This is a genomic window from Bradyrhizobium sp. AS23.2 (assembly GCF_001908185.1).
Classification (GTDB): Bacteria; Pseudomonadota; Alphaproteobacteria; order Rhizobiales; family Xanthobacteraceae; genus Bradyrhizobium.
The window spans coordinates 47,921-69,246 of the sequence record NZ_LGHM01000028.1 but is presented as its reverse complement, the minus strand read 5'-3'; the positions used below and the strand labels follow the sequence as shown (position 1 = coordinate 69,246).

Sequence of the window (21,326 nt, the reverse complement as noted above, 5' to 3'; positions counted from 1 at the left end):
TTGCTCACGCAGGCCGCGCTCGGCCGGCAGGCCGCGCGCACCGCCCGCGAGCTTCAATTGAGCCCGAAGGACGAGCGCCTGTCGTTGACGCCGCTGCATCATGTGATGGAGCGGGTCGTCGGCGTCTACGCCTCGCTGCTCGCGGGGTGCATCCTCAATTTCCCGGAAAGCCGCGAGACCGCGCTCAGCGATCTCAGGGAGTTGCAGCCGACCGTCGTGCAAGCGCCGCCGCGCTTGTGGGCGAAGCTGAAGTCCGGCGTCGAACTCGCCGCAGCTGAGGCGACCGCCTTTCAGCGTCGCATGATAGCGTTGGCCCTGAACCCCGGAGGCGACGGGCCGAATCCGCTTCTGGATGCCCTGATACTGGCGCCGGTCCGCAACCGCATTGGTCTGTCGCGGGCGCGCCTTTGCGTCACGACCGGCGCGCCGGCGCGCTCCGATGTCGGGGCCTGGTTCGCGGCGATCCGGCGGCCGCTCACCGATGCCTATGGTCATGCCGAGTCCGGCGGGGCCGTGACCCTCGCCGCCCATCGCGGCGCGTTCAGAACGCTCGACGGCGTGAAGCTGGAGACGCTCGCGTCCGGCGAAATTCGTCTGCGGTCCGATACGCTGTTCGTCGGTTATGCCGGCGAGGCTGCGAACGCGACCCGTGATGGCTGGTGGCATAGCGGCGATGTCGTCCATGCTGGCGCAGCCGGAGGGGCGCATCCCGCCGGGCGTGTTGCGGATCTGCTCGACCGTGATAACGGCGCCGCATCGCTTAAGAGCGAAGCCGACCTCGTGAAATCGCCCTACGTCGCCGATGCCTTCCTGCATCGCGATGCCCGGGGGCAGGTGATTGCCGCCGTCCTGATGGACCCCGATCCCGTGATCAAGTTCGCGCAGGACAACAGCATCCCGTTCACGCACTTCCTCAGCCTTTGCCGCTCGCAGGACATCCGTGCACTGATCGGCCGGGTGATCGCGGAGACCAACGCGCGAGCGCCGGTGAAGATCGATGACTTCATCCTGATCGAGCGCTCGCTCGGTCCCGGCGATCCCGAAATCAGCGCCATGCTCGTGCTGCGCCGCCGGCTGCTGCGTCCCGATGACCGTTCCTTTGAAGAAAACGCCATTTCACAGAGCGCGTAACCAGAGCCTCAGGGAGGAGTACCATCCATGACGTCACGTTTCCTTTTGTCAGCCGCGATCGTCGCGCTCACGGGACTGGCGGCGCAACCCGCGCTCGCACAGTTCAAGACGCAAGGCGTCACCGACACGGAGATCGTGATCGGCACGCATATGGATCTCTCCGGGCCGATCAAGTCGTGGGGCGTTCCCGCCTCGTCAGGCATGAAGCTCGCGGTCGAGCAGATCAACGCCGCCGGCGGCATCAACGGCCGCAAGATCAAGCTGATTCTGGAGGACGACAGCTACGATCCGAAGAAGGCCGTGCTGCAGACGCAGAAGCTGATCGAGCTCGACAAGGCCTTCTCGATCGTATCGGCGATGGGCTCCGCGACCACGCTGGCTCCGATGCCGCTGGTGCAGGGCGCCGGCCTGACGCACCTGTTCCCGATCACGGCTGCTGAGTTCACCTTCAAGATGGATCCGGCCAAGCCCGAGGACAGGCTGAAGTTCAACATCTTCAGCCCGTACTACGATACGATGCGTCTCGGCATCAAATACGTGATCGAGCACAACGGCATCAAGAAGCCCTGCATCGTCTATCAGGACGACGAGATGGGGAAGAACTTTACGGACGCCTATTCCGACCAGCTCAAGGACCTGAAGATGCCGGAGGCCACGCGCGTGTCGTTCAAGCGTGGCGCGACCGACTTCAACTCGCAGGTCGCGCGCATGAAGGCCGACGGCTGCGATCTCGTCGCGCTGGGGTCCGTTGTCCGCGAGTCCGTCGGCATCGTCACGGCCGCCAAGAAGCTCGGCTGGGCACCGACCTTCGTGGTGTCGTCACCGAGCTACGTGCCTGACCTGCACGAGCTCGGCAAGGATGCCGCCGAAGGCATCTATGGCGTCGGCCAGACCGAGATCTTCTATCCGGACACGGCGACGGGCAAGGTGAAGGAATTCATCGAAGCCTATCGCAAGATGTTCGGCGTCGATCCCAATTTGCAGTCGACCTCGGGATATGACGGCGCCATGGCGTTTGCGTTCTACGCCGGGCTCGCCGGCAAGAACCTGACCACGGAATCGCTGATCGCCGCGATGGAGTCGGGCAAGGTCTTCGAAGACATCTTCGGCGGCGCGCCGGTGTCCTTCTCCAAGGACAACCATCTCGGCGTTTCCGCCGCGACCATCGGCCAGATCAAGAACGGCCGCTGGGTGACGATCGCAAAGAACCAGTCCTACAAGACCGAAAAATAGACTGCTGATGACCACGGCGGTGCCTGAAGACATCAGGCATCGCCGGTCGGGTCGGATTTAAGAATCCACGCCTAGAACTGATACCGCCGTAGCCCGCCATCCACCGGGATCACCGTGCCCGTGATGTAGCGCGCCACGGGCGAGGACAGGAACACGGCGAGCGCCGCGAGGTCTTCCGGCTCGCCCCAATAGCCGACCGGAATTTCCTCTTCCGCAAAACGCTCGCGATAATCCGGCGGATAGTTGCGGCGGATCTGCTCGCTCATGATCCGGCCGGGCGGGATGCAGTTGATGGTGATGCCGTGCTCGCCGATCTCGCGCGACAGGCCCTTGGCCCAGGCATGCACGGCGGCCTTGGCGGCGAACGCGGCGTTCAGCCCTTCGGGCTCGGACTTGCCGGTGATGTTGACGATGCGCCCCCATTTGCGCGCGATCATCTGCGGCAGCAGCGCATGCGCGATGCGGCGATAGCTGGTGAAATTCAGCGCGATCGCCTCGTCCCATTTGCTGTCGGGCGCATCGACCGGCAGCGGGCGGCTGCCGCCGGCATTGTTGATGAGAATGTCGACATGGCCGAGCTCCTTCAGCGCAAAGGCCGCGATCTTCTCGGCTGCGTCTTTCGCCATCACGTCCTGCTCGAACGGCGTGATCAGGCCGCCACCGACCTCCTGCGCCAGCTCGGCGAGCAGGTCGGTGCGCCGCGCCACGCCGACCACGCGGACGCCTTCGGCCGCAAGACCCTTGGCGATGGCGCGGCCGATGCCGATGCTCGCCCCCGTGACAACAGCGGTTTTCGATTTGAGCCCGAGGTCCATGGTCACACGCTCTCTTGTTCGTTCCTTTGGGTTGCGGTTCGTTTCCAGCCCAACCCCCCGGGTGCGGCGATTTGCCCGACCCGGAGGAGCAGTGGTAACGAAGAGGCACCGCGAAGGAAACACGAAAAAGAAAAGGCGTTGGGCGATGGTGTGGGATCCGCAGCAATATCTGAAATTCTCCAGCCATCGGCTCCGGCCTGCCGTCGACCTGTTGATGCGGATTCCGGATTTTGGCCCGCGCGCGATCGCCGATCTCGGCGCAGGCGCCGGGAATGTCACGAAGCTGATCAAGGAGCGCTGGCCGGATGCGACCGTGACCGGCGTCGAGGGCTCGGCCGAGATGGTTGCTGCAGGGCGGAAGGCGGCGCCCGACGTGGAATGGTCACATGAGGATCTCGGCCATTGGCATCCGGTCAAGCAATATGACGTGGTCTATTCCAATGCCGCACTGCACTGGCTGCCCAATCATGCGGCACTGTTTCCGTCGGTCATGGAGAGGGTGACACCGGGCGGCATGCTCGCGGTGCAGATGCCGCGCAACTTTACCGCGCCCTCGCATGTGCTGATTGGCGAGACCGCGCTCAACGGTCCGTGGCGGTCCAAGGTCGAGCATCTCGTCACCCCGCCGCCGGTGGAGGGGCCGGCCTTCTATCACGACCTGCTTGCCCCGCTTTCCCAGAACATCGACATCTGGGAGACCGAATATCTCCAGGTGCTCGAAGGCGAGAATCCCGTGAAGGAATGGACCAAGGGGACCTGGCTGACGCGCTATCTCGACATCTTGCAGGGCGACGAGAAGGCCGCTTTTGAAGCGGCTTACGGCGAGCGGGTGGCAATGGCCTATCCGAAGAATGCTGCGGGGCAGACGCTGTTCCCGTTCCGGCGTCTCTTCACGGTCGCCCAGCGCAAGGCCTGATTGCACTGCCGCAATGCGACATAAGCCCTCGCTCCCCGGACCGGGAGCGGGGTGCGTATACAACAGCCGTCAAGATAGCTTGGCTGCGGCAAATTGGGCTTAGGTCTAGTTGTTCGGGGTGCGGATTGCTGCCACTACTGAAACCGTAAAACAAAAAAAGACCGGTTTCCGAGGTTGTTGGGGAGGTACTGCATGCGCAAACTGCTTCTCGCGGTCGCCGTGGCCGCGCTCAGCTTGATTCCTGTCTTGGCCCCCGCAGTTGCCCAGGCCCAGAGCCCGATCGTCATCAAGTTCAGCCACGTCGTCGCCAACGACACGCCGAAGGGGAAGGGCGCGCTGAAGTTCAAGGAACTCGCCGAGAAGTACACCGACGGCAAGGTCAAGATCGAAGTCTATCCGAACTCCTCGCTCTACAAGGACAAGGAGGAGATCGAGGCGCTTCAGCTCGGTTCGGTGCAGATGCTCGCGCCCTCGACCGCGAAATTCGCCCCGCTCGGTATCAAGGAATTCGAGGCGCTCGACCTGCCCTGGCTGTTCAAGGACGAAGAGACCTATTCCAGCGCGATGAAGGGTACCGTCGGCAAGTGGCTGTTCCAGAAGCTCGATGCCAAGGGCATCACCGGGCTGGCCTATTGGGACAACGGCTTCCACATGGTCTCCGCCAACCGTCCGCTGATCAAGCCGGAGGATTTCAAGGGTTTGAAATTCCGTATTTCCGGATCGAAGATCGCCGACCAATATTTCCGGCTTCTCGGCTCGATCCCGCAGATCATGGCGTTCTCGGAAGTCTACCAGGCGCTGCAGACCGGCGTGGTCGACGGCTGCGAGAACACCGCGTCCAACTATCTGACGCAGAAGTTCTACGAGGTGCAGAAGGACATCACTGTGTCCTATCACGCGCATCTGCAATATGCCGTCATCGTCAACTCGAAATTCTGGTCGGGCCTGCCGCCGGATATCCGCACCCAGCTTGAGAAGGCGATGGCGGATGCGACCGAGTACACCAACTCGATCGCGCGCAAGGAGAACGACGACGCGCTCGCCGAGATCAAGAAGACGGGCAAGACCACGCTGCATTATCTCAGCGACGCCGATCGCAAGGCCTGGCAGGACGCGATGCAGCCGACTTATAAATGGGCGAAGAGCCGAGTCGGGCAGGAGGTGCTCGATCTCGTTGCCAAGGAACTCGACGTCAAGATGAACTGACGCGTTTTCCGGGAGAACAAATACGAACGGTCGGGAGTGTGCGCACTCCCGGCCGTTTCGCATCGATAGGGGGACTTTGATTTGCTTCGCGTGCTCAATCAGGCGCTCAATCATCTCGAAGAGTGGTTGATCGCAACGCTCATTGCGGCTGCAACCGGCCTGATCTTCATCGCCGTGGTGCACCGCTATGGCGCGGGAGAGTCGATCGCCCTCTCGAGATGGGCGGCCGCGCACGGGATGACCTGGCTCGCGACGCTGTCGATGGCGGTGTTCACCTTCCTGTCCGAGCTCGACCTGTCATGGGCGCAGGAACTCTGCATCTACATGTTCATCTGGATGGCGAAGTTCGGCGCGGCCTATGGCGTGCGCACCGGCATCCATGTCGGTGTCGACCTGCTCGTCAACCGCCTGCCTGAACATTCGCGCAAGCACGTGATCCTGTTCTCGCTGCTGTGCGGCGCGCTCTTCACCGGCATGATCGCCGCCTTCGGCGCGTCCTTCGTGCGCGAGATGTTCAGCACGGGGCAGCAGTCCAACGACCTGGAAGCGCCGATGTGGTTCGTCTATCTGGCGATCCCGCTCGGCTCCGGCCTGATGTGCTTCCGCTTCCTCCAGGTCTCGTGGTCCTACTACTGGACCGGCGAGCTGCCGCATCACGACGAGGCCCACGTCGAGGGTGTGCAGGCCGACGTCGCGCCCGCGCTGCATCCGCAGCCCGCCGGCGCCGCAACCAAGGCCGCCGCGCGCAAGGTCTCGCCGCTCGGCGTGATCCTGATCATGGCTCCGATCCTGATCTTCGCGCTCTGCCTTGCCGAGAAGACCGGCTTCATCCTGCTGCCGCACTGGATGCGCGCGGCGACGGTGTTCGCGCTGCTGATCGCGCTGATGCTGACCGGCATCCCGGTCTCGATCGCGCTCGGCCTCACCGTGATGACGTTCCTGTTCACGCTGACCACGGTGCCGATCGAAGCGGTCTCGATGAAGCTCTTCACGGGCATCGAGGGCTTCGAGATCATGGCGATCCCGTTCTTTATCCTCGCCGGCAATTTCCTCACCCATGGCGGCGTCGCGCGCCGCATGATCAATTTCGCGACGTCGCTGATCGGCCACTGGCATGGCGGCCTCGGCCTTGCCGGCATCGTCGCCTGCGCGATGTTCGCGCTGGTCTGCGGCTCGAGCGTTGCGACCGTCGCCGCGATCGGCGCCATCGTGCTGCCCGAGATGGTCCGCCACGGCTATCCGATGCGCTTCGGCGCCGGCATCATCACCGTTGCGGGCTCGCTCGGCATCCTGATGCTGCCCTCGATTCCGAAGATCGTCTACGCGGTCTCCACCAACACCTCGATCGGGGCGCTGTTCGTCGCGGGCCTCTTGCCCGGCATCCTGCTGACGACGATGCTCTGCATCGTCACCTGGTGGCTCGCACGCAAACGCGACTATCCGCGGCTGCCGAAAGCGAGCTGGGGCGAGACCGTCCGGACCTTCCGCGAGAGCATCTGGGGATTGATGCTGGTCGTCATCATCATCGGCGGCATCTACAGCGGCCTGTTCACCGCCACCGAGGCGGCGGCGATGGCAGCGGTCTACTCCTTCATCATCGCGGTGTTCGTCTACAAGGCGATCAAGTTCGCGGACGTGCCGCGGGTGCTGCTCCGCGCCGCAAACACCAGCGCGATGCTGCTCTACATCGTCACCAACGCGGTGCTGTTCTCCTTCGTGCTCTCCAACGAGAACCTGCCGGCGACGCTCGCCGACTGGATCGCGGCGCAGAACCTCGGCTGGGTCGGCTTCCTGCTGGTCGTGAACGTGCTGCTGCTGCTCGCCGGCAACTTCATGGAGCCGAACTCGATCATCCTGATCATGGCGCCGATCCTGGCGCCCGCGGCCAAGAAGCTCGGCATCGACCTCGTGCATTTCGGCATCGTGATGGACGTCAACATGGAGGTCGGCCTCTGCCATCCGCCTGTCGGCTTGAACCTCTATGTCGCGTCCATGATAGCGCGAATGCGCATCACCGATCTGGCGGGAGCCGTGATGCCATGGCTGCTCACCATGCTCGGCTTCCTCGTCATCGTGACCTACTGGCCCGACCTGACGCTGTGGCTGCCAAGGGTGCTGGGGATGCACTAGTGATTGGGATGCGCGTGCCTGTGCGCTGCACGTTTGCCTAACGCGCGGTTAAGCCGCCCGTTCAGATGCTGTCGCCGCGCGGCTGCTGGCGCTCGCGGCAGGCGAGGACCTCCTGTCCGGATGGGCGCGACGTTCATTCTGGTGCAGCGCGCGGTCGAAGCCGCGGCCGATGCAGAAGCGATGGCGCAGCGAATCGTGCGATCGATCAGCGCGCCATACGACGTCGGCGGGCAGGCGATCGAGCTCGGGGTGGGCGTCGGCGTTGCCGTCGCGTCGGAAGACGGACGCACTGCCGAAGCGCCCTTGTCGCGGTCGGATGCGGCACTTTACTGGGCCAAGGAAAGGCGCGACGGCTATGTCTTTGCCCGCGAGCTGCGTACGCCGGGTGTGGCCGCGCCGTCGGGCCAGCCCGTTATCGAAGGGCCCGCCGCGTAAGGCCAAGTCATTGGCCGGCCATGCCGCTCGTCTTCACAATCGCCGCCAGCTTGTCGTAGTCGCTCTTCATCAGCGTGGCGAGTTCGCCGAGCACCATCGGCCCGCCCGGATTGTCGGCAACCGCGAGCTTCTTCCAGACCGTGCCTTCCTCCTGGGTCGGTGTATTTTTATGGACCGATGGCACCTCGTGCAGCGACGGACACAACGGACCGGTTGGAACCCGGGTTAAGATGCGGTTAGATGCGGCCAACAGTGACGACGAAGGCGCGACAGACGCCCAGAAAGGCTTTTCCCTTATGACGATGGCGGATCAATCCCGGGTCCCGCAGGCTGCTCCGATCGACAAGGCGTGGCTGCGCAACAAGTACCGCGAGGAGCGTGACAAGCGCCTGCGGCCCGACGGCAACGACCAGTACATCGAGATCAAGGGGCAGCTCGCCCATTATCTCGACGATCCCTATACGCTCGTCACGCCGCGCGCGCCGAAGATCGATCACGTCACCTTTGCCTTTGTCGGCGGCGGTTTTGCGGGACTCGCGACCGCGGCGCGGCTCAAGGAAGCCGGTATCGAAGACGTCCGCGTCATTGAGAAGGGCGGGGATTTCGGTGGCACCTGGTACTGGAATCGCTATCCGGGTGCGCAGTGCGACACGGCGTCCATGGTGTACATGCCGCTGCTCGAAGAGACCGGCCACATGCCATCGGAGAAGTATGCGCATGCGCCGGAAATCCTCGCGCACTGCCAGCGAATCGGCAGGCAGTTCGGCCTCTACGACAATTCGCTGCTTCACACGGAGGTCGCGAGCATCGATTGGAACGAGGCCAATTCCCGCTGGCGGATCAGGACCAACCGTGGCGACGACTTTACGGCCCAGTTCGTCGGCATGGGGACGGGACCGCTGCACGTGCCCAAGCTGCCGGGCATCCCCGGCATCGAGTGGTTCAAGGGGAACTCGTTCCACACCAGCCGCTGGGACTACGATTACACGGGCGGCGATCCCACAGGCAGCCCGATGCACAAGCTTGCAGACAAACGCGTCGGCATTATCGGCACGGGCGCAACTTCCATTCAGTGCGTGCCGCATCTCGCGCAGGCCTGCAAGGAGCTTTACGTCTTCCAGCGCACGCCCTCGTCGGTCGACGTGCGTGGCAACGCGCCGATTGATCCCGACTGGTTTTCCGGGATCGCGACGACAGGCTGGCAGCAGCGCTGGCTAGAGAATTTCACCGCCAACCAGGCCGGTGGCATGGCCGAAATCGACCTGGTCCAGGACGGTTGGACCGACCTGAACCGGCGCATTCGTGCCAAGATCATCGAGCTGCCTCGCGAGCAACGGACGCCGCAGAACATGCTAGCCACGTTCGAGGATGCCGACTTCGATAAGATGGAGGAGATCCGCGCGCGGGTCGATGCCATCGTGAATGACCGCGACACCGCGGCGAAGCTGAAAGCCTGGTACCGGCAGCTCTGCAAGCGGCCGTGCTTCCACGATTCCTACCTTCAGGCATTCAACAGGCCCGGCGCGCATCTCATCGACACCAACGGCAAGGGCGTCGAGCAGATCACCGAGCGCGGGGTAGTCGTGGCGGGCAAGGAATATCAGCTCGACTGCATCATCTATGCCTCCGGCTTCGAGGTCGGCACCGAGTACAAGCGCCGCGCCGGCTTCGACCTGACGGGACGGGGTGGCCTAAAACTGTCGGACTATTGGGCGGAGGGCATGCGCAGCAAGCACGGCATCCACGTCCACGGATTTCCCAACGCATTCTTTGTGCAGCCCGCCCAGGGCGCCAACCTGATCTCCAACGTCCCGCACAATCTGACCGATTCTGCCCGCACCATCGCGTTGACGGTCAATCACGCGCGCAAGAGCGGCTTTAGGGAGGTCGAGGTGACGAAGGAAGCCGAAGATCGCTGGATTGATCTGTTGCTCACTGGCGTCGGCCGCATGATCGGATCCCCCGATTGCACACCCGGCTATTACAACAACGAGGGACGCGAGCCCGGTCCACAGGCCCGGCTCAACGTCGGCTATCCCGCCGGCCCCAATGCCTATTTCAGATATATCGATGAATGGCGCAGCAGCGGCCAATTCGAAGGGCTCGCGTTCCGCTGAGTGTATCCAAGAACAAGAACATCGTTTGACGTCAGGGAGGGAAGAATATGACCGAGACCCCCGAAACGCCGAAGGACGCATCCGCCTCCGTCATCGCCCAGAACAAGGCGGTACTGAACGCGCTGCCGTTCTCCGATACCAGTGATTTCGACGACGCCGCGCGTGGCTTCCTTGGTACGATCGAGAACGCAAGGATCACCAATCCGGGAGGGCGCACGGTTTGGAGCCTCGAGCCTTACGGCTTTTTATCGGCGGAACAGGCGCCGCCGACCGTCAATCCCAGCCTGTGGCGGCAGTCGCGGCTCAACATGCAGCACGGCCTGTTCGAGGTCGTGCCCGGCGTCTATCAGGTGCGTGGGCTCGATATCGCCAACATGACGCTGATCGAGGGTGACAGCGGCGTCATCGTCGTCGACACCCTGACCTCGATCGAGGGCGCACGGGCCGCGCTGGATCTCTACTACAAGCATCGCGGACAGCGCCCTGTCGCGGCCGTGATCTTCACCCACACCCACACCGATCATTGGGGCGGCGCGCGGGGCGTGCTGGAGGAGGATGCGCTCGCCACCGGCCGCGTGCCGATCATCGCGCCGAACCTGTTCATGGAGCACGCCGTCTCCGAGAACATCATCGCGGGACCTGCGATGCTGCGCCGGGCGCAGTACCAGTTCGGCCCGTTCCTCGCCAAGGGCGTGCGCGGGCATGTCGATTGCGGCCTCGGCAAGTCGATGGCGGCGGGCTCGGTCGCGCTGCTGCGGCCGACCGACCTGATCATGGCGACCGGTGACGAGCGCGTGATCGACGGCGTCGAGTTCGAATTCCAGATGGCGCCGAACAGCGAAGCGCCGGCGGAGATGCATTTTTTCATCCCGCGTTACAAGCTGCTGAACCTTGCCGAGAACTGCACGCACAATTTCCACAACCTGCTGCCGTTCCGTGGCGCCGATGTGCGCGACGCGCTGGCCTGGTCAAAGTACCTGGGCGAGGCCTTGCTGCTCTGGGACGGCAAGGCGGAGGCCATGTGCGGCCAGCATCACTGGCCGGTGTGGGGGCGCGAGCGCATCGGCACGATGATCCGGCAGCAGCGTGATCTCTACAAGTTCGCCCATGACCAGACCATCCGCCTGATGAACCACGGCCTCACCGCGGCCGAGATCGCCGAGACGATCCAGTTGCCGAGGAGCCTCGAAGGCGCCTGGCATGGCCGCGGCTATTACGGTCACATCAGACACAATGTGAAGGCGATCTATCAGAAGTATCTTGGCTGGTACGACGCCAATCCGGTCAATCTCGATCCGCTGCCGCCGGTGGCTTCGGGCAAGAAGTATGTCGAGTACATGGGCGGCGCCGATGCCATTCTGGCGCGGGCGCGGACGGACTTTGACAAAGGCGAGTTTCGCTTCGTCGCGCAGGCGCTCGGCCATCTCGTCTTTGCCGAGCCGGATAACCAGGCGGCGCGTGCATTGCTGGCCGATACCCTGGAACAGCTAGGCTATGCCGCCGAGAGCTCGACCTGGCGCAACGCCTATCTGTTCGGAGCGCAGGAGCTGCGGCAGGGCATGCCGAAGGCGCCACCGCGTCCGTCGATGCCGCGCGAAACGCTGGCCGCGCTGCGCACCGAGCAGCTCTGGGACGTGCTCGGCATCCGGCTCAACGGCCCCAAGGCCGAGGGTAAGCACATCGTGCTGAACTGGAGCTTCTCCGACACCGGCGAGACCTTCGTGCTCAACCTGGAGAATTGTGCGCTCACCTACACCGAGGGCGTGCAGGCGGAAGGTGCGGATGCCAGCTTCACGCTCGCGCGCGCGACGCTCGATGAGGTGATTGCGAAACTGACGAGCTTCCCGGAAGCGGTGGCGGCCGGCAAGATCAAGCTCGCCGGCAACCCGCTTCGGCTCGCCGAGCTGATGGGCCTGATGGACGAATTCCCGCGCATGTTCGAGATCGTCGAGCCGAAGCGGGCGGTGGTGACGTAGGTCACCGCCTTCTCCGTCATTGCGAGCGTAGCGAAGCAATCCAGAGTTTTTCCGCGGAGGGATTCTGGATTGCTTCGCTACGCTCGCAATGACGTGTTGATGGAGCGGGGCGTCACATGCGCATGTCATGGCCGGGGAAACCGGCCATGATGCGTGCGGTCGAAGCGGCCCTCTACTCCGCGCTACTCACCAGCTTGATCCGCGGCGCCTGTGCCTCGGTCAGGCTGCGATAGGCTGCGAGATAGTCCAGCGCCATCCGCCGCGCGGTGAAGCGCTTCTCGAACTGCTTGCGGATGGCCGTCCGGTCCAGTTGCGCAAGACGGTTGACGACCCCGGCCGCGCTGAGGATGTCCTCGACCACAAAGCCGGTGAGGCCCTCGTCGATGATCTCGGGCACCGAACCGCGGTTGAAGGCAACAACCGGCGTTCCGCAGGCCATGGCTTCGATCATCACCAGGCCAAATGGCTCCGGCCAGTCGATCGGCAACAAGAGGCCGAGCGCTCCGCTCAAGAAGTCCGATTTCTCGTGATCGCTGATCTCCCCGATGAAATCCACCAGCGGATTTTGTTCGATCATGGGCCGGATCAATTCGTCATAATAATCCTGGTCGGCGCGATCGACCTTGGCCGCGATCTTCAACGGGATGCCGCAATGGGTCGCGATCCTGATGGCGCGATCGACGCCTTTCTCGGGGGCGATGCGGCCGAGCACGGCGAGATATTCCTGCTTCGCGGGCTTCGGCGTCAGCAGGTTCTCCGGCAGGCCGTGGTGAATCGTCGTCACCCAGTTCGCCTGGGGCACCGGCCGCCGCTGTGCGTTCGAAATCGAGATCACCGGCATCTTGGTGAAGGTATTGAACACCGGCTGATGCTCCGGCAGGTCAAGCCGGCCATGCAACGTGGTCAGGAACGGGGTCGGCTGCCGGTGGAACAGCGACCACGGATAGTAATCGAGATGGAAATGGAGGAAGTCGAACTCTTCGTCGTCACATTTCTGCCGCACGCGCTCCAGGAGCACCATGTGCAGCGCGTTGGGATCGCGTACGGAACCGTCGAGGCGAAGCGCCCGCGGCCAGAGTGCGTCCAGCTTCGCCGATGTGTACGAGTCGCCACTGGCGAACAGCGTCACGTCGTGTCCAAGGGCCACCAGCTCTTCCGTCAACCAATGCACCACCCGCTCGGTGCCGCCATACAGCTTGGGTGGAACAGCCTCCGTCAACGGAGCTACCTGCGCGATGCGCATCTCACCTTCTCCTCTGCGATCATGAACGTTGAAACCCCCAGCGCGTACGGCACCGGCAATGCCAGCAAAGGGAACGTTCCCGCAGTTGCGAAGTTCCTCTCAACAAACGTTACTTATTGGACACATAGGCCGCTGTGTCTCGATGATGCCATCACCTCAACTCATATCGTCCGCATCCGCATGTCGTGATGGAATTGCCCGGGAACCGAGGCGAGCCGGTCGATGTTCAGTCGATCAGTAACAAAATTGAAAAATCTCACGACGGGGTCGCAGTCATATGGATCAGCTTTCTAGATACGCGCGCAGGCCATTTGCCTTTGTCTTGCGCTATCTCCGGCGGCGTCTCACGTCGCATCTGGTGATCCTGACTGCTGTCGTTGCAGCGGTTGCCTGCTCCGTGGGCACCCAGTACGGCGTGAAGTCCCTGGTCGACAGCTTGTCGGCCGGAACATCGCATGGCGGCAGCGTATGGCTGGCATTCATTTTACTCATGTCGCTGATCGCTGCGGACAATTTTCTCTGGCGGATCGCGAGTTGGACAGCAAGCTTCACCTTCGTGCGCGTCACCGGCGATTTGCGTCGTGACATTTTTCGGCATTTGACCGGCCACGCGCCGAGCTATTTCTCTGACCGGATGCCGGGCATGCTGACGAGTCGCATCACGGCGACCTCGAACGCGGTATTCACGGTCGAGAACATGTTTGTCTGGAACGTGCTGCCGCCGTGCATCGCCACAATTGCGGCAATCATGCTGATTGGAACCGTGAGTCCCTATATGGCGCTCGGCTTGATCGTGGTCGCCGGCGGAATGGTCATCGCGATGTTCCATCTGGCCGCCGCCGGCAAGCCGCTGCATGATGACTTCGCCGACAAGGCCGCCGTGGTCGATGGCGAGATGATCGACGTCATCAGCAACATGCCGCTGGTCCGCGCCTTCTGCGGCATCGGCCACGAGCACGAGCGGTTCGATGCGACCGTCAGTCGTGAGCTTACCGCGCGCGGCCGCAGCCTGCGCTATCTGGAGAAACTGCGGCTCACGCACGCGGGCGTGACCGTCGTGTTGACCGTGGCGCTGATGGCCTGGGCGATCACGCTCTGGCAGCAGGGCGAGGCGACGACCGGTGATGTCGTGCTGGTCTGTACGCTCGGCCTCTCCATCCTCAATGCAACGCGCGATCTCGCTGTTGCGCTGGTCGACGTCACCCAGCATGTCGCGCGGTTGACCGAGGCGATCGCCACGCTGCTGGTACCGCACGAATTGCGCGATCACCCCGAGGCCGAGCCCCTCGTCAAGAGCGGCGCCGCGATCGCGTATAACAACGTCACCTTCGGCTATCCCGGCGGCGAGAAGATCTTCGAGCGATTTAGCCTGCGGCTGCAGCCCGGCCAGCGCGTCGGCCTGGTCGGTCAGTCCGGCGGCGGCAAGTCGACGCTGTTCACGCTGCTCCAGCGTTTCTATGACGTGGACGAGGGCAGCATCACTGTCGACGGCCAGGACATTTCCATGGTGACGCAGCAGAGCCTGCGCGAGGCGATCTCCGTCGTGCCGCAGGATATCTCGCTGTTCCATCGTTCCATCCGCGAGAACATCCGCTACGGCCGGCCGAATGCGACCGACGACGAGGTGCTGCGCGCGGCGATCGCGGCGCGCTGCGACTTCGTTGAAAGTCTGCCCGATGGTCTCGACACCATGGTTGGTGACCGCGGCGTCAAGATGTCCGGCGGCCAGCGCCAGCGCATCGCGATCGCGCGCGCCTTCCTGAAGGACGCGCCGATCCTGCTGCTGGACGAGGCAACCGCGGCGCTCGACAGCGAATCCGAGGAAGCGATCCGCGAGGCGCTATCGCGACTGATGCGCGGCCGCACCGTGGTCGCGATTGCGCATCGCCTCGCGACGCTGCGCAATTTCGACCGCGTGGTGGTGCTGAAGAATGGCAAGATCATCGAGGACGGCGCGCCCGACCGCCTGATGCAGGGCCACGGTCCCTACCGTGAGCTTGTCACGCAGGAGATGAGCCGGCTCGCGAAGGTCGCCGCGTAAATCCAACCGCTGCGTTTGCGTTGGTCGCGTTTCGAAATAAGCCGCAGGGGAGCAGCTGATGGCAGCCGAAGCCATAACCAAGATGGTTTCCGTATCGCAGACGGTGGAGACTGTCGCCGAGCAGGCGTTCTACATTCCGATGACGGGCCCCGCCGCGCGGCCGCGGCGCTCGCTAAAGCACGATGACACATTCATCGTCCTCGACAGCCATGGCGACATCGGCGCCTCGGCTGGCGGGCCGGATGGCCTGTTTCATCACGACACGCGCTATCTGGCGCGGCTGGAGCTCGTGCTCGACGATCTTCAGCCGCTGCTGCTCGGCTCCAACCTGCGGGACGACAATTCGGGACTGACGGTCGATCTCACCAACCCCGACATCTATCGCCAGGGGCGCATTGTGCTGCAAAGGGACCTGCTGCATATCGTGCGCACGATCTTCCTGTGGCGCGGCACGGCGTACCAGCGCATCGGCGTACAGAATCATGGCGAGCAGCGCGCCAGCTTCGAGTTGACGCTGCTGTTCGACAATGATTTCGCCGACCTGTTCGAAGTCCGCGGCGAGCGGCGTCCGCGCCGCGGGACCGGCACGAGCCGGCTGATTGGCCCGACCGACGTCCTGTACGAATATCGCGGCCTTGATGACGCCGAGCGCTCCACCGGCCTGCATTTCGATCCGCGTCCGACCCGGCTCTCGGTGAATGCCGCGACCTGGCAGCTCGAGCTGGGTCCGCACGAGGCAAAGTCGCTGTTCGTGGCCGTGTCCTGCAACCGGCCGATAGCGGAGAAGCCGGCGCGCTTTTTCAGGGGCCTGCTGGCCCATCGCCGCGAGATGCGCCAGTCCACGATCGGCGCCGCCAGCATCGAGACGTCGAACAACATCTTCAACGAGGTGCTGTGCCAGGCCATGGCCGACCTCAACATGCTGATGACGGAGACGCCGCAGGGGCGTTATCCCTACGCCGGCATTCCTTGGTACTCGACGACGTTCGGCCGCGACGGCCTGATCACAGCGCTCCAGATGCTGTGGGTCGATCCGCGCGTCGCCAAGGGCGTCTTGCGGCGCCTGGCGCATTTCCAGGCGAAGGCTGTCGATCCGCTCGCCGATGCCGCGCCCGGCAAGATCCTGCATGAGATGCGCGGCGGCGAGATGGCGGCGCTGCGCGAGGTGCCGTTCGCGCAATATTACGGCAGCGTCGATTCCACCGCGCTGTTCGTCCTGCTCGCCGGGAGCTATTTCGAGCGTACCGGCGATGAGAAGACGCTGATCGAGCTGTGGCCCGCGATCGAGGCGGGGCTGAGCTGGATTGATGGTCCTGGCGACCCTGACAAGGACGGGTTCGTCGAATACCAGCGCGCGACCGAGAAGGGGCTGGCCAATCAGGGCTGGAAGGATTCCTACGACGCCATCTTCCATGCCGACGGCCAGCTTGCTGAAGGCAATATCGCGCTGGCGGAAGTCCAGGGCTACGTCTACGCGGCCAAGCAGCTTGCCGCGCGTTGCGCGCTGCGGCTCGGCAAGCCCGACCGCGCGAAAAAGCTCGAGGCCGAGGCCAAAGCGTTGGCCGAGCGTTTCGAGAAGGCGTTCTGGTGCGAGGAGTTCGGCACCTATGCGCTCGCGCTCGACGGCAAGAAGCGGCCTTGCAAGGTACGAACCTCGAATGCAGGGCAGGTCCTGTTCAGCGGCATGATCCGAGAAGATCGCGCACGCCTGGTCGCCGCCGACCTGATGCAGCCGCACTTCTTCTCGGGCTGGGGCATCCGCACGGTGGCGCAGGGCGAGGCGCGCTACAACCCGATGTCCTATCATGACGGGTCGATCTGGCCGCACGACAACGCGCTGATCGCGCTCGGGCTCGCGCGCTATGGCCTCAAGCATTCGGTGGCGCATGTCTTCAAGGGATTGTTCGACGCCGCAACCTACATGGACCTGCGCCGGCTGCCCGAATTGTTCTGCGGCTTCCGGCGCGAGAAGCGGCGCGGCCCGACTCTCTATCCGGTCGCGTGCGCGCCGCAGGCCTGGGCCAGCGCAACGCCGTTCACCCTGCTCGAGGCGGCGCTGGGCATCGAGTTTGACGTCGCGCGCGGCGAGATCCGGCTGCGCAATCCGCATCTGCCGGCGTTCCTGAACGAGGTGATTCTGCACGATCTGCGGCTTTGCGATTCCAGCGTCGATCTGCGTGTCAGCCGCCACGGTGACGACGTGGCGCTGGAGGTGCTGCGCACGCGCGGCCAGATCCAGGTTTCGATTGTGCTGGCGCGCTAGCGGCGCGCCACGAGGAGGGTGCATGCGTACCGCCAGATGGTTGGTCCTGAGCGCGTCGATCGTCGCGGGATTGACGGTCGCCGTATCACGTGCCGCGGAGGAGCAGCCCGCGGCTCCCAGTGAAGCTAACGCGCCGGCGACGGCACAGCCGCCGGCCTCGACCGTGCCCGTCACGCCGAAGGACGCCGCGCCGCCGCCGTCAGTCACCATCATCGGCGCGAACGATGCCCATGGCGTGCTCGGCCGCGACGTGCGCAGCGCCGCGGACGAGGACATGGGCCGCACCGTCGACATCATCGTCGACCGAACCGGCCGTGTGCGTGCGGCCGTGATCGATTTCGGCGGCTTCCTCGGCGTCGGCAGCCGCAAGATCGTGGTGGACTGGAACGCCCTGCGCTTCGGCAAGATCACCAACAAGAAGGACAGCATCACGTTGGAATTGACCAAGGCGCAAGTCGCGGCCGCGCCGGAATACAAGGAAGACACGCCGATGGTCGTGCTCGGCGCGTCCGGCAGCCTTCAGCCGCTCCAAGCGATCCAGTGAGGTACGGGGAGGGCTGACCGCCGGTGCTGTTGTCGAGGAAGCCGAACCATGCAGATCGCGGTGGTCGCGTTGAACAGGACGACGTTGCCGTGCGATCAGCTGTGGGCATTCCGGCGCCGTCGCGCCAGAGCCTGCGCGGCCTCGACTGGTTCATCTTCTTCCTCGCCGACGTGCAGACCGGGTTCGGTCCCTTCATCGCCGTCTATCTGACGACGCAGAAATGGACCCAGGTCGAGATCGGCCTCGTGCTGTCGATCGGCGGCATCGTCGCCCTGATCGGGCAGATGCCGGGCGGTGCCATCATCGATGCCGCAAAATCGGAGCGGCTGGTGGCCGCGCTTGCGATCGTGACCATCGGCTGCTGTGCGCTGGCCTATGCCGCGATGCCGATCTTCCCCGTCGTGGTCACCGCCGCCACCTTGCATGCCGCGGCGAGCTGCGTGCTGGGACCGGCGATCGCGGCGATCAGCCTCGGTCTCGTCGGTCCGTTCAAGATCGGCGAGCGGCTCGGCCGCAACGCCCGCTTCGCCTCGCTCGGCAACGGCGTCGCGGCGGCGGTGATGGGAACGGCCGGCTATCTCCTGTCGAGCCGTTCGGTGTTCCTCGTTACCTTCCTGCTCGCGATCCCGACCCTGATCGCGCTGTCGCGCATCCGCGAGGAGGAAGTCGACATCGCGCGCTGTCACGGCGAGATGCCGCGAGAGGCGCCGGTTCCCGGCGACACCAATATCTGGCACCTGATCAGGCAGCGGCCGCTCATTGTCTTCGCGCTCAGCGTGCTGCTGTTGCAACTGGCGAACGCTTCGATGATGCCGCTGATGGCGAGCGCGGTGACGGCGCGGTCGAGCCAGTGGGCGACGGTGCTCGTTGCCGCCTGCATCATCGTCCCGCAGGCGATCGTGGCGCTGCTGTCACCGACAGTCGGCCGCAGGGCGCAAATCTGGGGCCGGCGGCCGCTGCTTCTGATCGGGTTCGGCGCGCTGACGATTCGCGGCCTGCTGTTCGCGACCGTACGCGATCCCTATGTGCTGGTGATGGTGCAGGTGTTTGACGGCCTCACCGCCGCGGTGTTTGCGGTGATGATTCCGCTGATCGTCGCCGACGTCGCCTTCGGCAGCGGCCACTTCAATCTCGCGCAGGGCATTGTCGGCACCGCGACCGGCATCGGCGCATCGCTCAGCACCGCGCTTGGTGGCTATGTCAGCGACAAGTTCGGCAATGCCACCGCGTTCGTCGGCCTGTCCGGCGTCGCCGCGACCGGGCTCCTGCTGATCCTCCTCGTGATGCCGGAGACCCGGCGCACGGGAATGATCGCAACAAAAGAAATGGCCGGCTGAACGAAGCCAGCCGGCCAAGTGGGTGGGGAGGAAGAAATCAGGCGTCGAGATTGTGCAGGCGCTGGCGGTTGCGCAGCACGATCTGGCGGGCACCGGAGAAGCCGAGAATGCCCTGGGCATGAAGCTGCGACAGCGCGCGCGACACGGTCTCGAGGGTGAGGCCGAGATAGTCGCCGATGTCACGGCGGCACATCGGCAGCGCCATCATGCCGGCGACGGCGAGACGGCGGTCCATTTCCAGAAGAAAGGTTGCAACACGCTCCATCGCGGTCTTGCGGCCCAGCAGCAGCATGTGGTCCTCGGCATGGCGCAGCTCGGAAGCGGTCATGGCCCAGAGCTTGCGGGCGACCTGCACGTCGGTGCCGGCGGCCTTCTCCAAGCTCGCGCGCTTCACGAGGCGCACGGTGGTGTCGATGATGGCTTCAGCGGCGAGGCGGTGGGTCGGGCCGGATTCGAGGCCGAACACGTCGCCGGGAAGATGGAAGGCGCCGATCTGGCGGCGGCCGTCGGAGAGAAGCTTGTAGCTGCGCACCGCGCCGGTAACGACCTGGTAAACATACTCGGCCGGCTCGTCCTCGCCGTAGATTTCCTCGTCCTTGCGGTAGGAGAACTCCGTGGCGATGAGGCCGGCATGGCCGGTGATGGCGCCGAACTGGTCGGAAACGGGGTGGCCAGGGGCAATCTTGCCACCGACTTGGGTGTTGATCGCCTGGGTGTTGAGCGTCTGGGTCAGCATCTGCGCCATCTCCGTTGTGATGACGCTTTGGTACGCGGTATCGGGTGCTTCGAAAATTCGCGCGATATCTTAAGGAGGTCTACCTACGTAGAACCCCGTAGGTCAATTTCAGCGCCGGTCCTGGATGGCGTGGCGGATGCGTTTGACCAGGTTCTCGTCGAGAAGCGGCTTCAAAATCACGTCTTTGACGCCCGCGGCCGCGGCCCGGGCCGAGATATTCCCGTCCGGATAGCCGGTGATCAGGATCACGGGCGTGCCCTCGTCGGACTGCCGCAGCCGGCCGGCCAGCTCGATGCCGTTGATGTCGGGCATCTTGTAGTCGATCACATAGCAGTCCGCGCCCGGCGTTCCGCTGGCATTGAGCAGGGCCGTCGCATTCCTGAAAGTCCGCACGGCGAAGCCGTCGGTTTCCAGCAGGAATTGCAGGGAGCCCAGCACGGCGGCATCGTCATCGACCACGTAGACGGTGGGCTTTGCCGATGGCGCCATTGGGAGTCGCCGGGGGTGCGAGCCAATCTCGATCATGCAGCTGGCTAGCACAGCCGAAAAGGGGCGATCTTGACTTGCCTCAATCCGACTTGCCTCAGTCCTTCAGCATGCCGGCGCGCATCGCAAGCCGCACCAGCTCCGACAGGCTGTTTGCCTGCATCTTGGTCATGACATTGGCCCGGTAGACCTCGATGGTGCGCGGGCTGATGTCGTATTCGCGGGCGATCAGCTTGTTGGACAGGCCCGCGATCAGCCCCTCCATGACCTGGCGCTCCCTGGGGCTTAAGGAGGCAACCCGGGCGGCGACATCCTGCGCGATGGCCTCGCTCTTGGCGGCCGGCTCGGCCTGGCGGATCGCCGTTTCGATCATGCCGGTGAGGCGGTCGTCGTCAAACGGCTTTTCCAGGAAGTCGACCGCGCCCAGCTTCATCGCCTCGACCGCGAGTGGCACGTCGCCGTGACCGGTCATGATCAGGATCGGGAACGGGCTGTGCTGCGCCTTCATGCGCTTCAAAAGCTCGATCCCGTCGAGGCCCGGCATGCGCACGTCGGAGACGACGCAGCCAAAGGCGAGATCGGGCAGGGCGTTGAGGAAGGCTTGCGCGTTATCGAACAGCGTGACGCCGAAGCCGGAGGAATCCAGCAGGAAGTTCAGCGAGTCCCGCATCGCTGCGTCGTCGTCGATGACGTAGACATGTCCCTTGGTCGTCATGG

18 protein-coding genes and 1 pseudogene are annotated in these 21,326 nt (G+C 64.1%); 13 read left to right on the top strand and 6 right to left on the bottom strand.

Features of this window, described 5'->3' with window-relative positions; all coding sequences use genetic code 11:
- Both AC630_RS06065 and AC630_RS06060 read left to right on the top strand, forming a co-directional pair.
- Positions 1-1,131 (top strand): AMP-binding protein (locus AC630_RS06065; RefSeq protein WP_167561137.1); only part of this gene is annotated, 1,131 nt, incomplete at its 5' end.
- A gap of 27 nt (positions 1,132-1,158) precedes the next feature.
- Entirely contained in the window at positions 1,159-2,364 is a 1,206-nt protein-coding gene (locus AC630_RS06060) for an ABC transporter substrate-binding protein (protein WP_074117609.1), read from the top strand.
- Positions 2,365-2,435: 71 nt separating this feature from the next.
- On the opposite strand, the gene AC630_RS06055 is transcribed toward AC630_RS06060, so the two are convergent.
- Entirely contained in the window at positions 2,436-3,179 is a 744-nt protein-coding gene (locus AC630_RS06055) for an SDR family NAD(P)-dependent oxidoreductase (RefSeq protein WP_074117608.1), read from the bottom strand.
- Between the two features lie 145 nt (positions 3,180-3,324).
- Here AC630_RS06055 and AC630_RS06050 point away from each other — a divergent pair, with 145 nt between their 5' ends.
- From AC630_RS06050 to AC630_RS06035, 5 genes and pseudogenes are all read left to right on the top strand, one after another.
- Complete coding sequence (locus AC630_RS06050) at positions 3,325-4,095, top strand: methyltransferase domain-containing protein (RefSeq protein ID WP_074117607.1); 771 nt, start codon at positions 3,325-3,327, stop codon at positions 4,093-4,095.
- A 192-nt stretch (positions 4,096-4,287) separates the two neighbouring features.
- Complete coding sequence (locus AC630_RS06045) at positions 4,288-5,301, top strand: DctP family TRAP transporter solute-binding subunit (protein ID WP_074117606.1); 1,014 nt, start codon at positions 4,288-4,290, stop codon at positions 5,299-5,301.
- A gap of 237 nt (positions 5,302-5,538) precedes the next feature.
- Positions 5,539-5,910, top strand: a pseudogene (locus AC630_RS48005) (TRAP transporter small permease); the annotation flags it as partial.
- A gap of 237 nt (positions 5,911-6,147) precedes the next feature.
- Positions 6,148-7,431, top strand: a complete 1,284-nt coding sequence (locus AC630_RS48000) for a TRAP transporter large permease (protein WP_349538055.1) — start codon at positions 6,148-6,150, stop codon at positions 7,429-7,431.
- Between the two features lie 120 nt (positions 7,432-7,551).
- Positions 7,552-7,866 (top strand): diguanylate cyclase domain-containing protein, encoded by a 315-nt coding sequence (locus AC630_RS06035; protein WP_074117604.1) that lies wholly within the window; start codon positions 7,552-7,554, stop codon positions 7,864-7,866.
- A gap of 7 nt (positions 7,867-7,873) precedes the next feature.
- Here AC630_RS06035 and AC630_RS45235 read toward each other — a convergent pair whose 3' ends face one another.
- Positions 7,874-8,050 (bottom strand): hypothetical protein, encoded by a 177-nt coding sequence (locus AC630_RS45235; RefSeq protein ID WP_167561136.1) that lies wholly within the window; start codon positions 8,048-8,050, stop codon positions 7,874-7,876.
- A gap of 112 nt (positions 8,051-8,162) precedes the next feature.
- Between AC630_RS45235 and AC630_RS06025 the strand changes: the two genes are divergently transcribed.
- Both AC630_RS06025 and AC630_RS06020 read left to right on the top strand, forming a co-directional pair.
- Positions 8,163-9,983, top strand: coding sequence for a flavin-containing monooxygenase (locus tag AC630_RS06025; protein WP_083636123.1), 1,821 nt, complete (start codon positions 8,163-8,165; stop codon positions 9,981-9,983).
- A gap of 47 nt (positions 9,984-10,030) precedes the next feature.
- Positions 10,031-11,959 (top strand): alkyl/aryl-sulfatase, encoded by a 1,929-nt coding sequence (locus AC630_RS06020; RefSeq protein ID WP_074117602.1) that lies wholly within the window; start codon positions 10,031-10,033, stop codon positions 11,957-11,959.
- Positions 11,960-12,131: 172 nt separating this feature from the next.
- Here AC630_RS06020 and AC630_RS06015 read toward each other — a convergent pair whose 3' ends face one another.
- Positions 12,132-13,202 carry a glycosyltransferase family 4 protein gene (locus AC630_RS06015; protein ID WP_074117601.1) on the bottom strand — a complete coding sequence of 357 codons (1,071 nt, stop codon included), beginning with the start codon at positions 13,200-13,202 and terminating at the stop codon, positions 12,132-12,134.
- A 277-nt stretch (positions 13,203-13,479) separates the two neighbouring features.
- On the opposite strand from AC630_RS06015, the gene AC630_RS06010 reads away from it, so the two are divergent.
- Genes AC630_RS06010 through AC630_RS05995 form a run of 4 tightly spaced genes read left to right on the top strand, consistent with a single transcriptional unit; the run spans position 13,480 to position 19,387 of the window.
- Positions 13,480-15,243, top strand: coding sequence for an ABC transporter ATP-binding protein (locus tag AC630_RS06010; protein WP_074117600.1), 1,764 nt, complete (start codon positions 13,480-13,482; stop codon positions 15,241-15,243).
- Positions 15,244-15,301: 58 nt separating this feature from the next.
- Positions 15,302-17,506: an amylo-alpha-1,6-glucosidase gene (locus AC630_RS06005; RefSeq protein WP_074117599.1), complete on the top strand. Its 2,205-nt coding sequence runs from the start codon at positions 15,302-15,304 to the stop codon at positions 17,504-17,506.
- Positions 17,507-17,528: 22 nt separating this feature from the next.
- Complete coding sequence (locus AC630_RS06000; RefSeq protein ID WP_074117598.1) at positions 17,529-18,050, top strand: PRC-barrel domain-containing protein; 522 nt, start codon at positions 17,529-17,531, stop codon at positions 18,048-18,050.
- Between the two features lie 23 nt (positions 18,051-18,073).
- Positions 18,074-19,387, top strand: a complete 1,314-nt coding sequence (locus AC630_RS05995; protein ID WP_074117597.1) for an MFS transporter — start codon at positions 18,074-18,076, stop codon at positions 19,385-19,387.
- 37 nt (positions 19,388-19,424) lie between these two features.
- Here AC630_RS05995 and AC630_RS05990 read toward each other — a convergent pair whose 3' ends face one another.
- From AC630_RS05990 to fixJ, 3 genes are all read right to left on the bottom strand, one after another.
- On the bottom strand, positions 19,425-20,123 hold the full coding sequence (locus tag AC630_RS05990; RefSeq protein WP_074117615.1) for a helix-turn-helix domain-containing protein: 699 nt from the start codon (positions 20,121-20,123) through the stop codon (positions 19,425-19,427).
- Positions 20,124-20,231: 108 nt separating this feature from the next.
- Positions 20,232-20,648 (bottom strand): response regulator, encoded by a 417-nt coding sequence (locus tag AC630_RS05985; RefSeq protein ID WP_074117596.1) that lies wholly within the window; start codon positions 20,646-20,648, stop codon positions 20,232-20,234.
- Between the two features lie 58 nt (positions 20,649-20,706).
- Entirely contained in the window at positions 20,707-21,324 is a 618-nt protein-coding gene (gene fixJ, locus AC630_RS05980; protein ID WP_074117595.1) for a response regulator FixJ, read from the bottom strand.
- Positions 21,325-21,326 lie beyond the last annotated feature (2 nt).

Excerpts from the sequence above, each read along its gene's own strand:
- AC630_RS06015 (WP_074117601.1), bottom strand. The coding sequence starts at position 13,202 with ATGCGCATCGCGCAGGTAGCTCCGTTGACGGAGGCTGTTCCACCCAAG.
- AC630_RS06000 (WP_074117598.1), top strand. The coding sequence starts at position 17,529 with ATGCGTACCGCCAGATGGTTGGTCCTGAGCGCGTCGATCGTCGCGGGA.
- AC630_RS05990 (WP_074117615.1), bottom strand. The coding sequence starts at position 20,123 with ATGCTGACCCAGACGCTCAACACCCAGGCGATCAACACCCAAGTCGGT.
- AC630_RS06060 (WP_074117609.1), top strand. The coding sequence starts at position 1,159 with ATGACGTCACGTTTCCTTTTGTCAGCCGCGATCGTCGCGCTCACGGGA.
- AC630_RS06020 (WP_074117602.1), top strand. The coding sequence starts at position 10,031 with ATGACCGAGACCCCCGAAACGCCGAAGGACGCATCCGCCTCCGTCATC.
- AC630_RS48000 (WP_349538055.1), top strand. The coding sequence starts at position 6,148 with ATGCGCGCGGCGACGGTGTTCGCGCTGCTGATCGCGCTGATGCTGACC.
- AC630_RS06055 (WP_074117608.1), bottom strand. The coding sequence starts at position 3,179 with ATGGACCTCGGGCTCAAATCGAAAACCGCTGTTGTCACGGGGGCGAGC.
- AC630_RS06010 (WP_074117600.1), top strand. The coding sequence starts at position 13,480 with ATGGATCAGCTTTCTAGATACGCGCGCAGGCCATTTGCCTTTGTCTTG.
- AC630_RS06005 (WP_074117599.1), top strand. The coding sequence starts at position 15,302 with ATGGCAGCCGAAGCCATAACCAAGATGGTTTCCGTATCGCAGACGGTG.
- AC630_RS06045 (WP_074117606.1), top strand. The coding sequence starts at position 4,288 with ATGCGCAAACTGCTTCTCGCGGTCGCCGTGGCCGCGCTCAGCTTGATT.
- AC630_RS05985 (WP_074117596.1), bottom strand. The coding sequence starts at position 20,648 with ATGATCGAGATTGGCTCGCACCCCCGGCGACTCCCAATGGCGCCATCG.
- AC630_RS06035 (WP_074117604.1), top strand. The coding sequence starts at position 7,552 with ATGGGCGCGACGTTCATTCTGGTGCAGCGCGCGGTCGAAGCCGCGGCC.
- AC630_RS06025 (WP_083636123.1), top strand. The coding sequence starts at position 8,163 with ATGACGATGGCGGATCAATCCCGGGTCCCGCAGGCTGCTCCGATCGAC.
- fixJ (WP_074117595.1), bottom strand. The coding sequence starts at position 21,324 with ATGACGACCAAGGGACATGTCTACGTCATCGACGACGACGCAGCGATG.
- AC630_RS06050 (WP_074117607.1), top strand. The coding sequence starts at position 3,325 with ATGGTGTGGGATCCGCAGCAATATCTGAAATTCTCCAGCCATCGGCTC.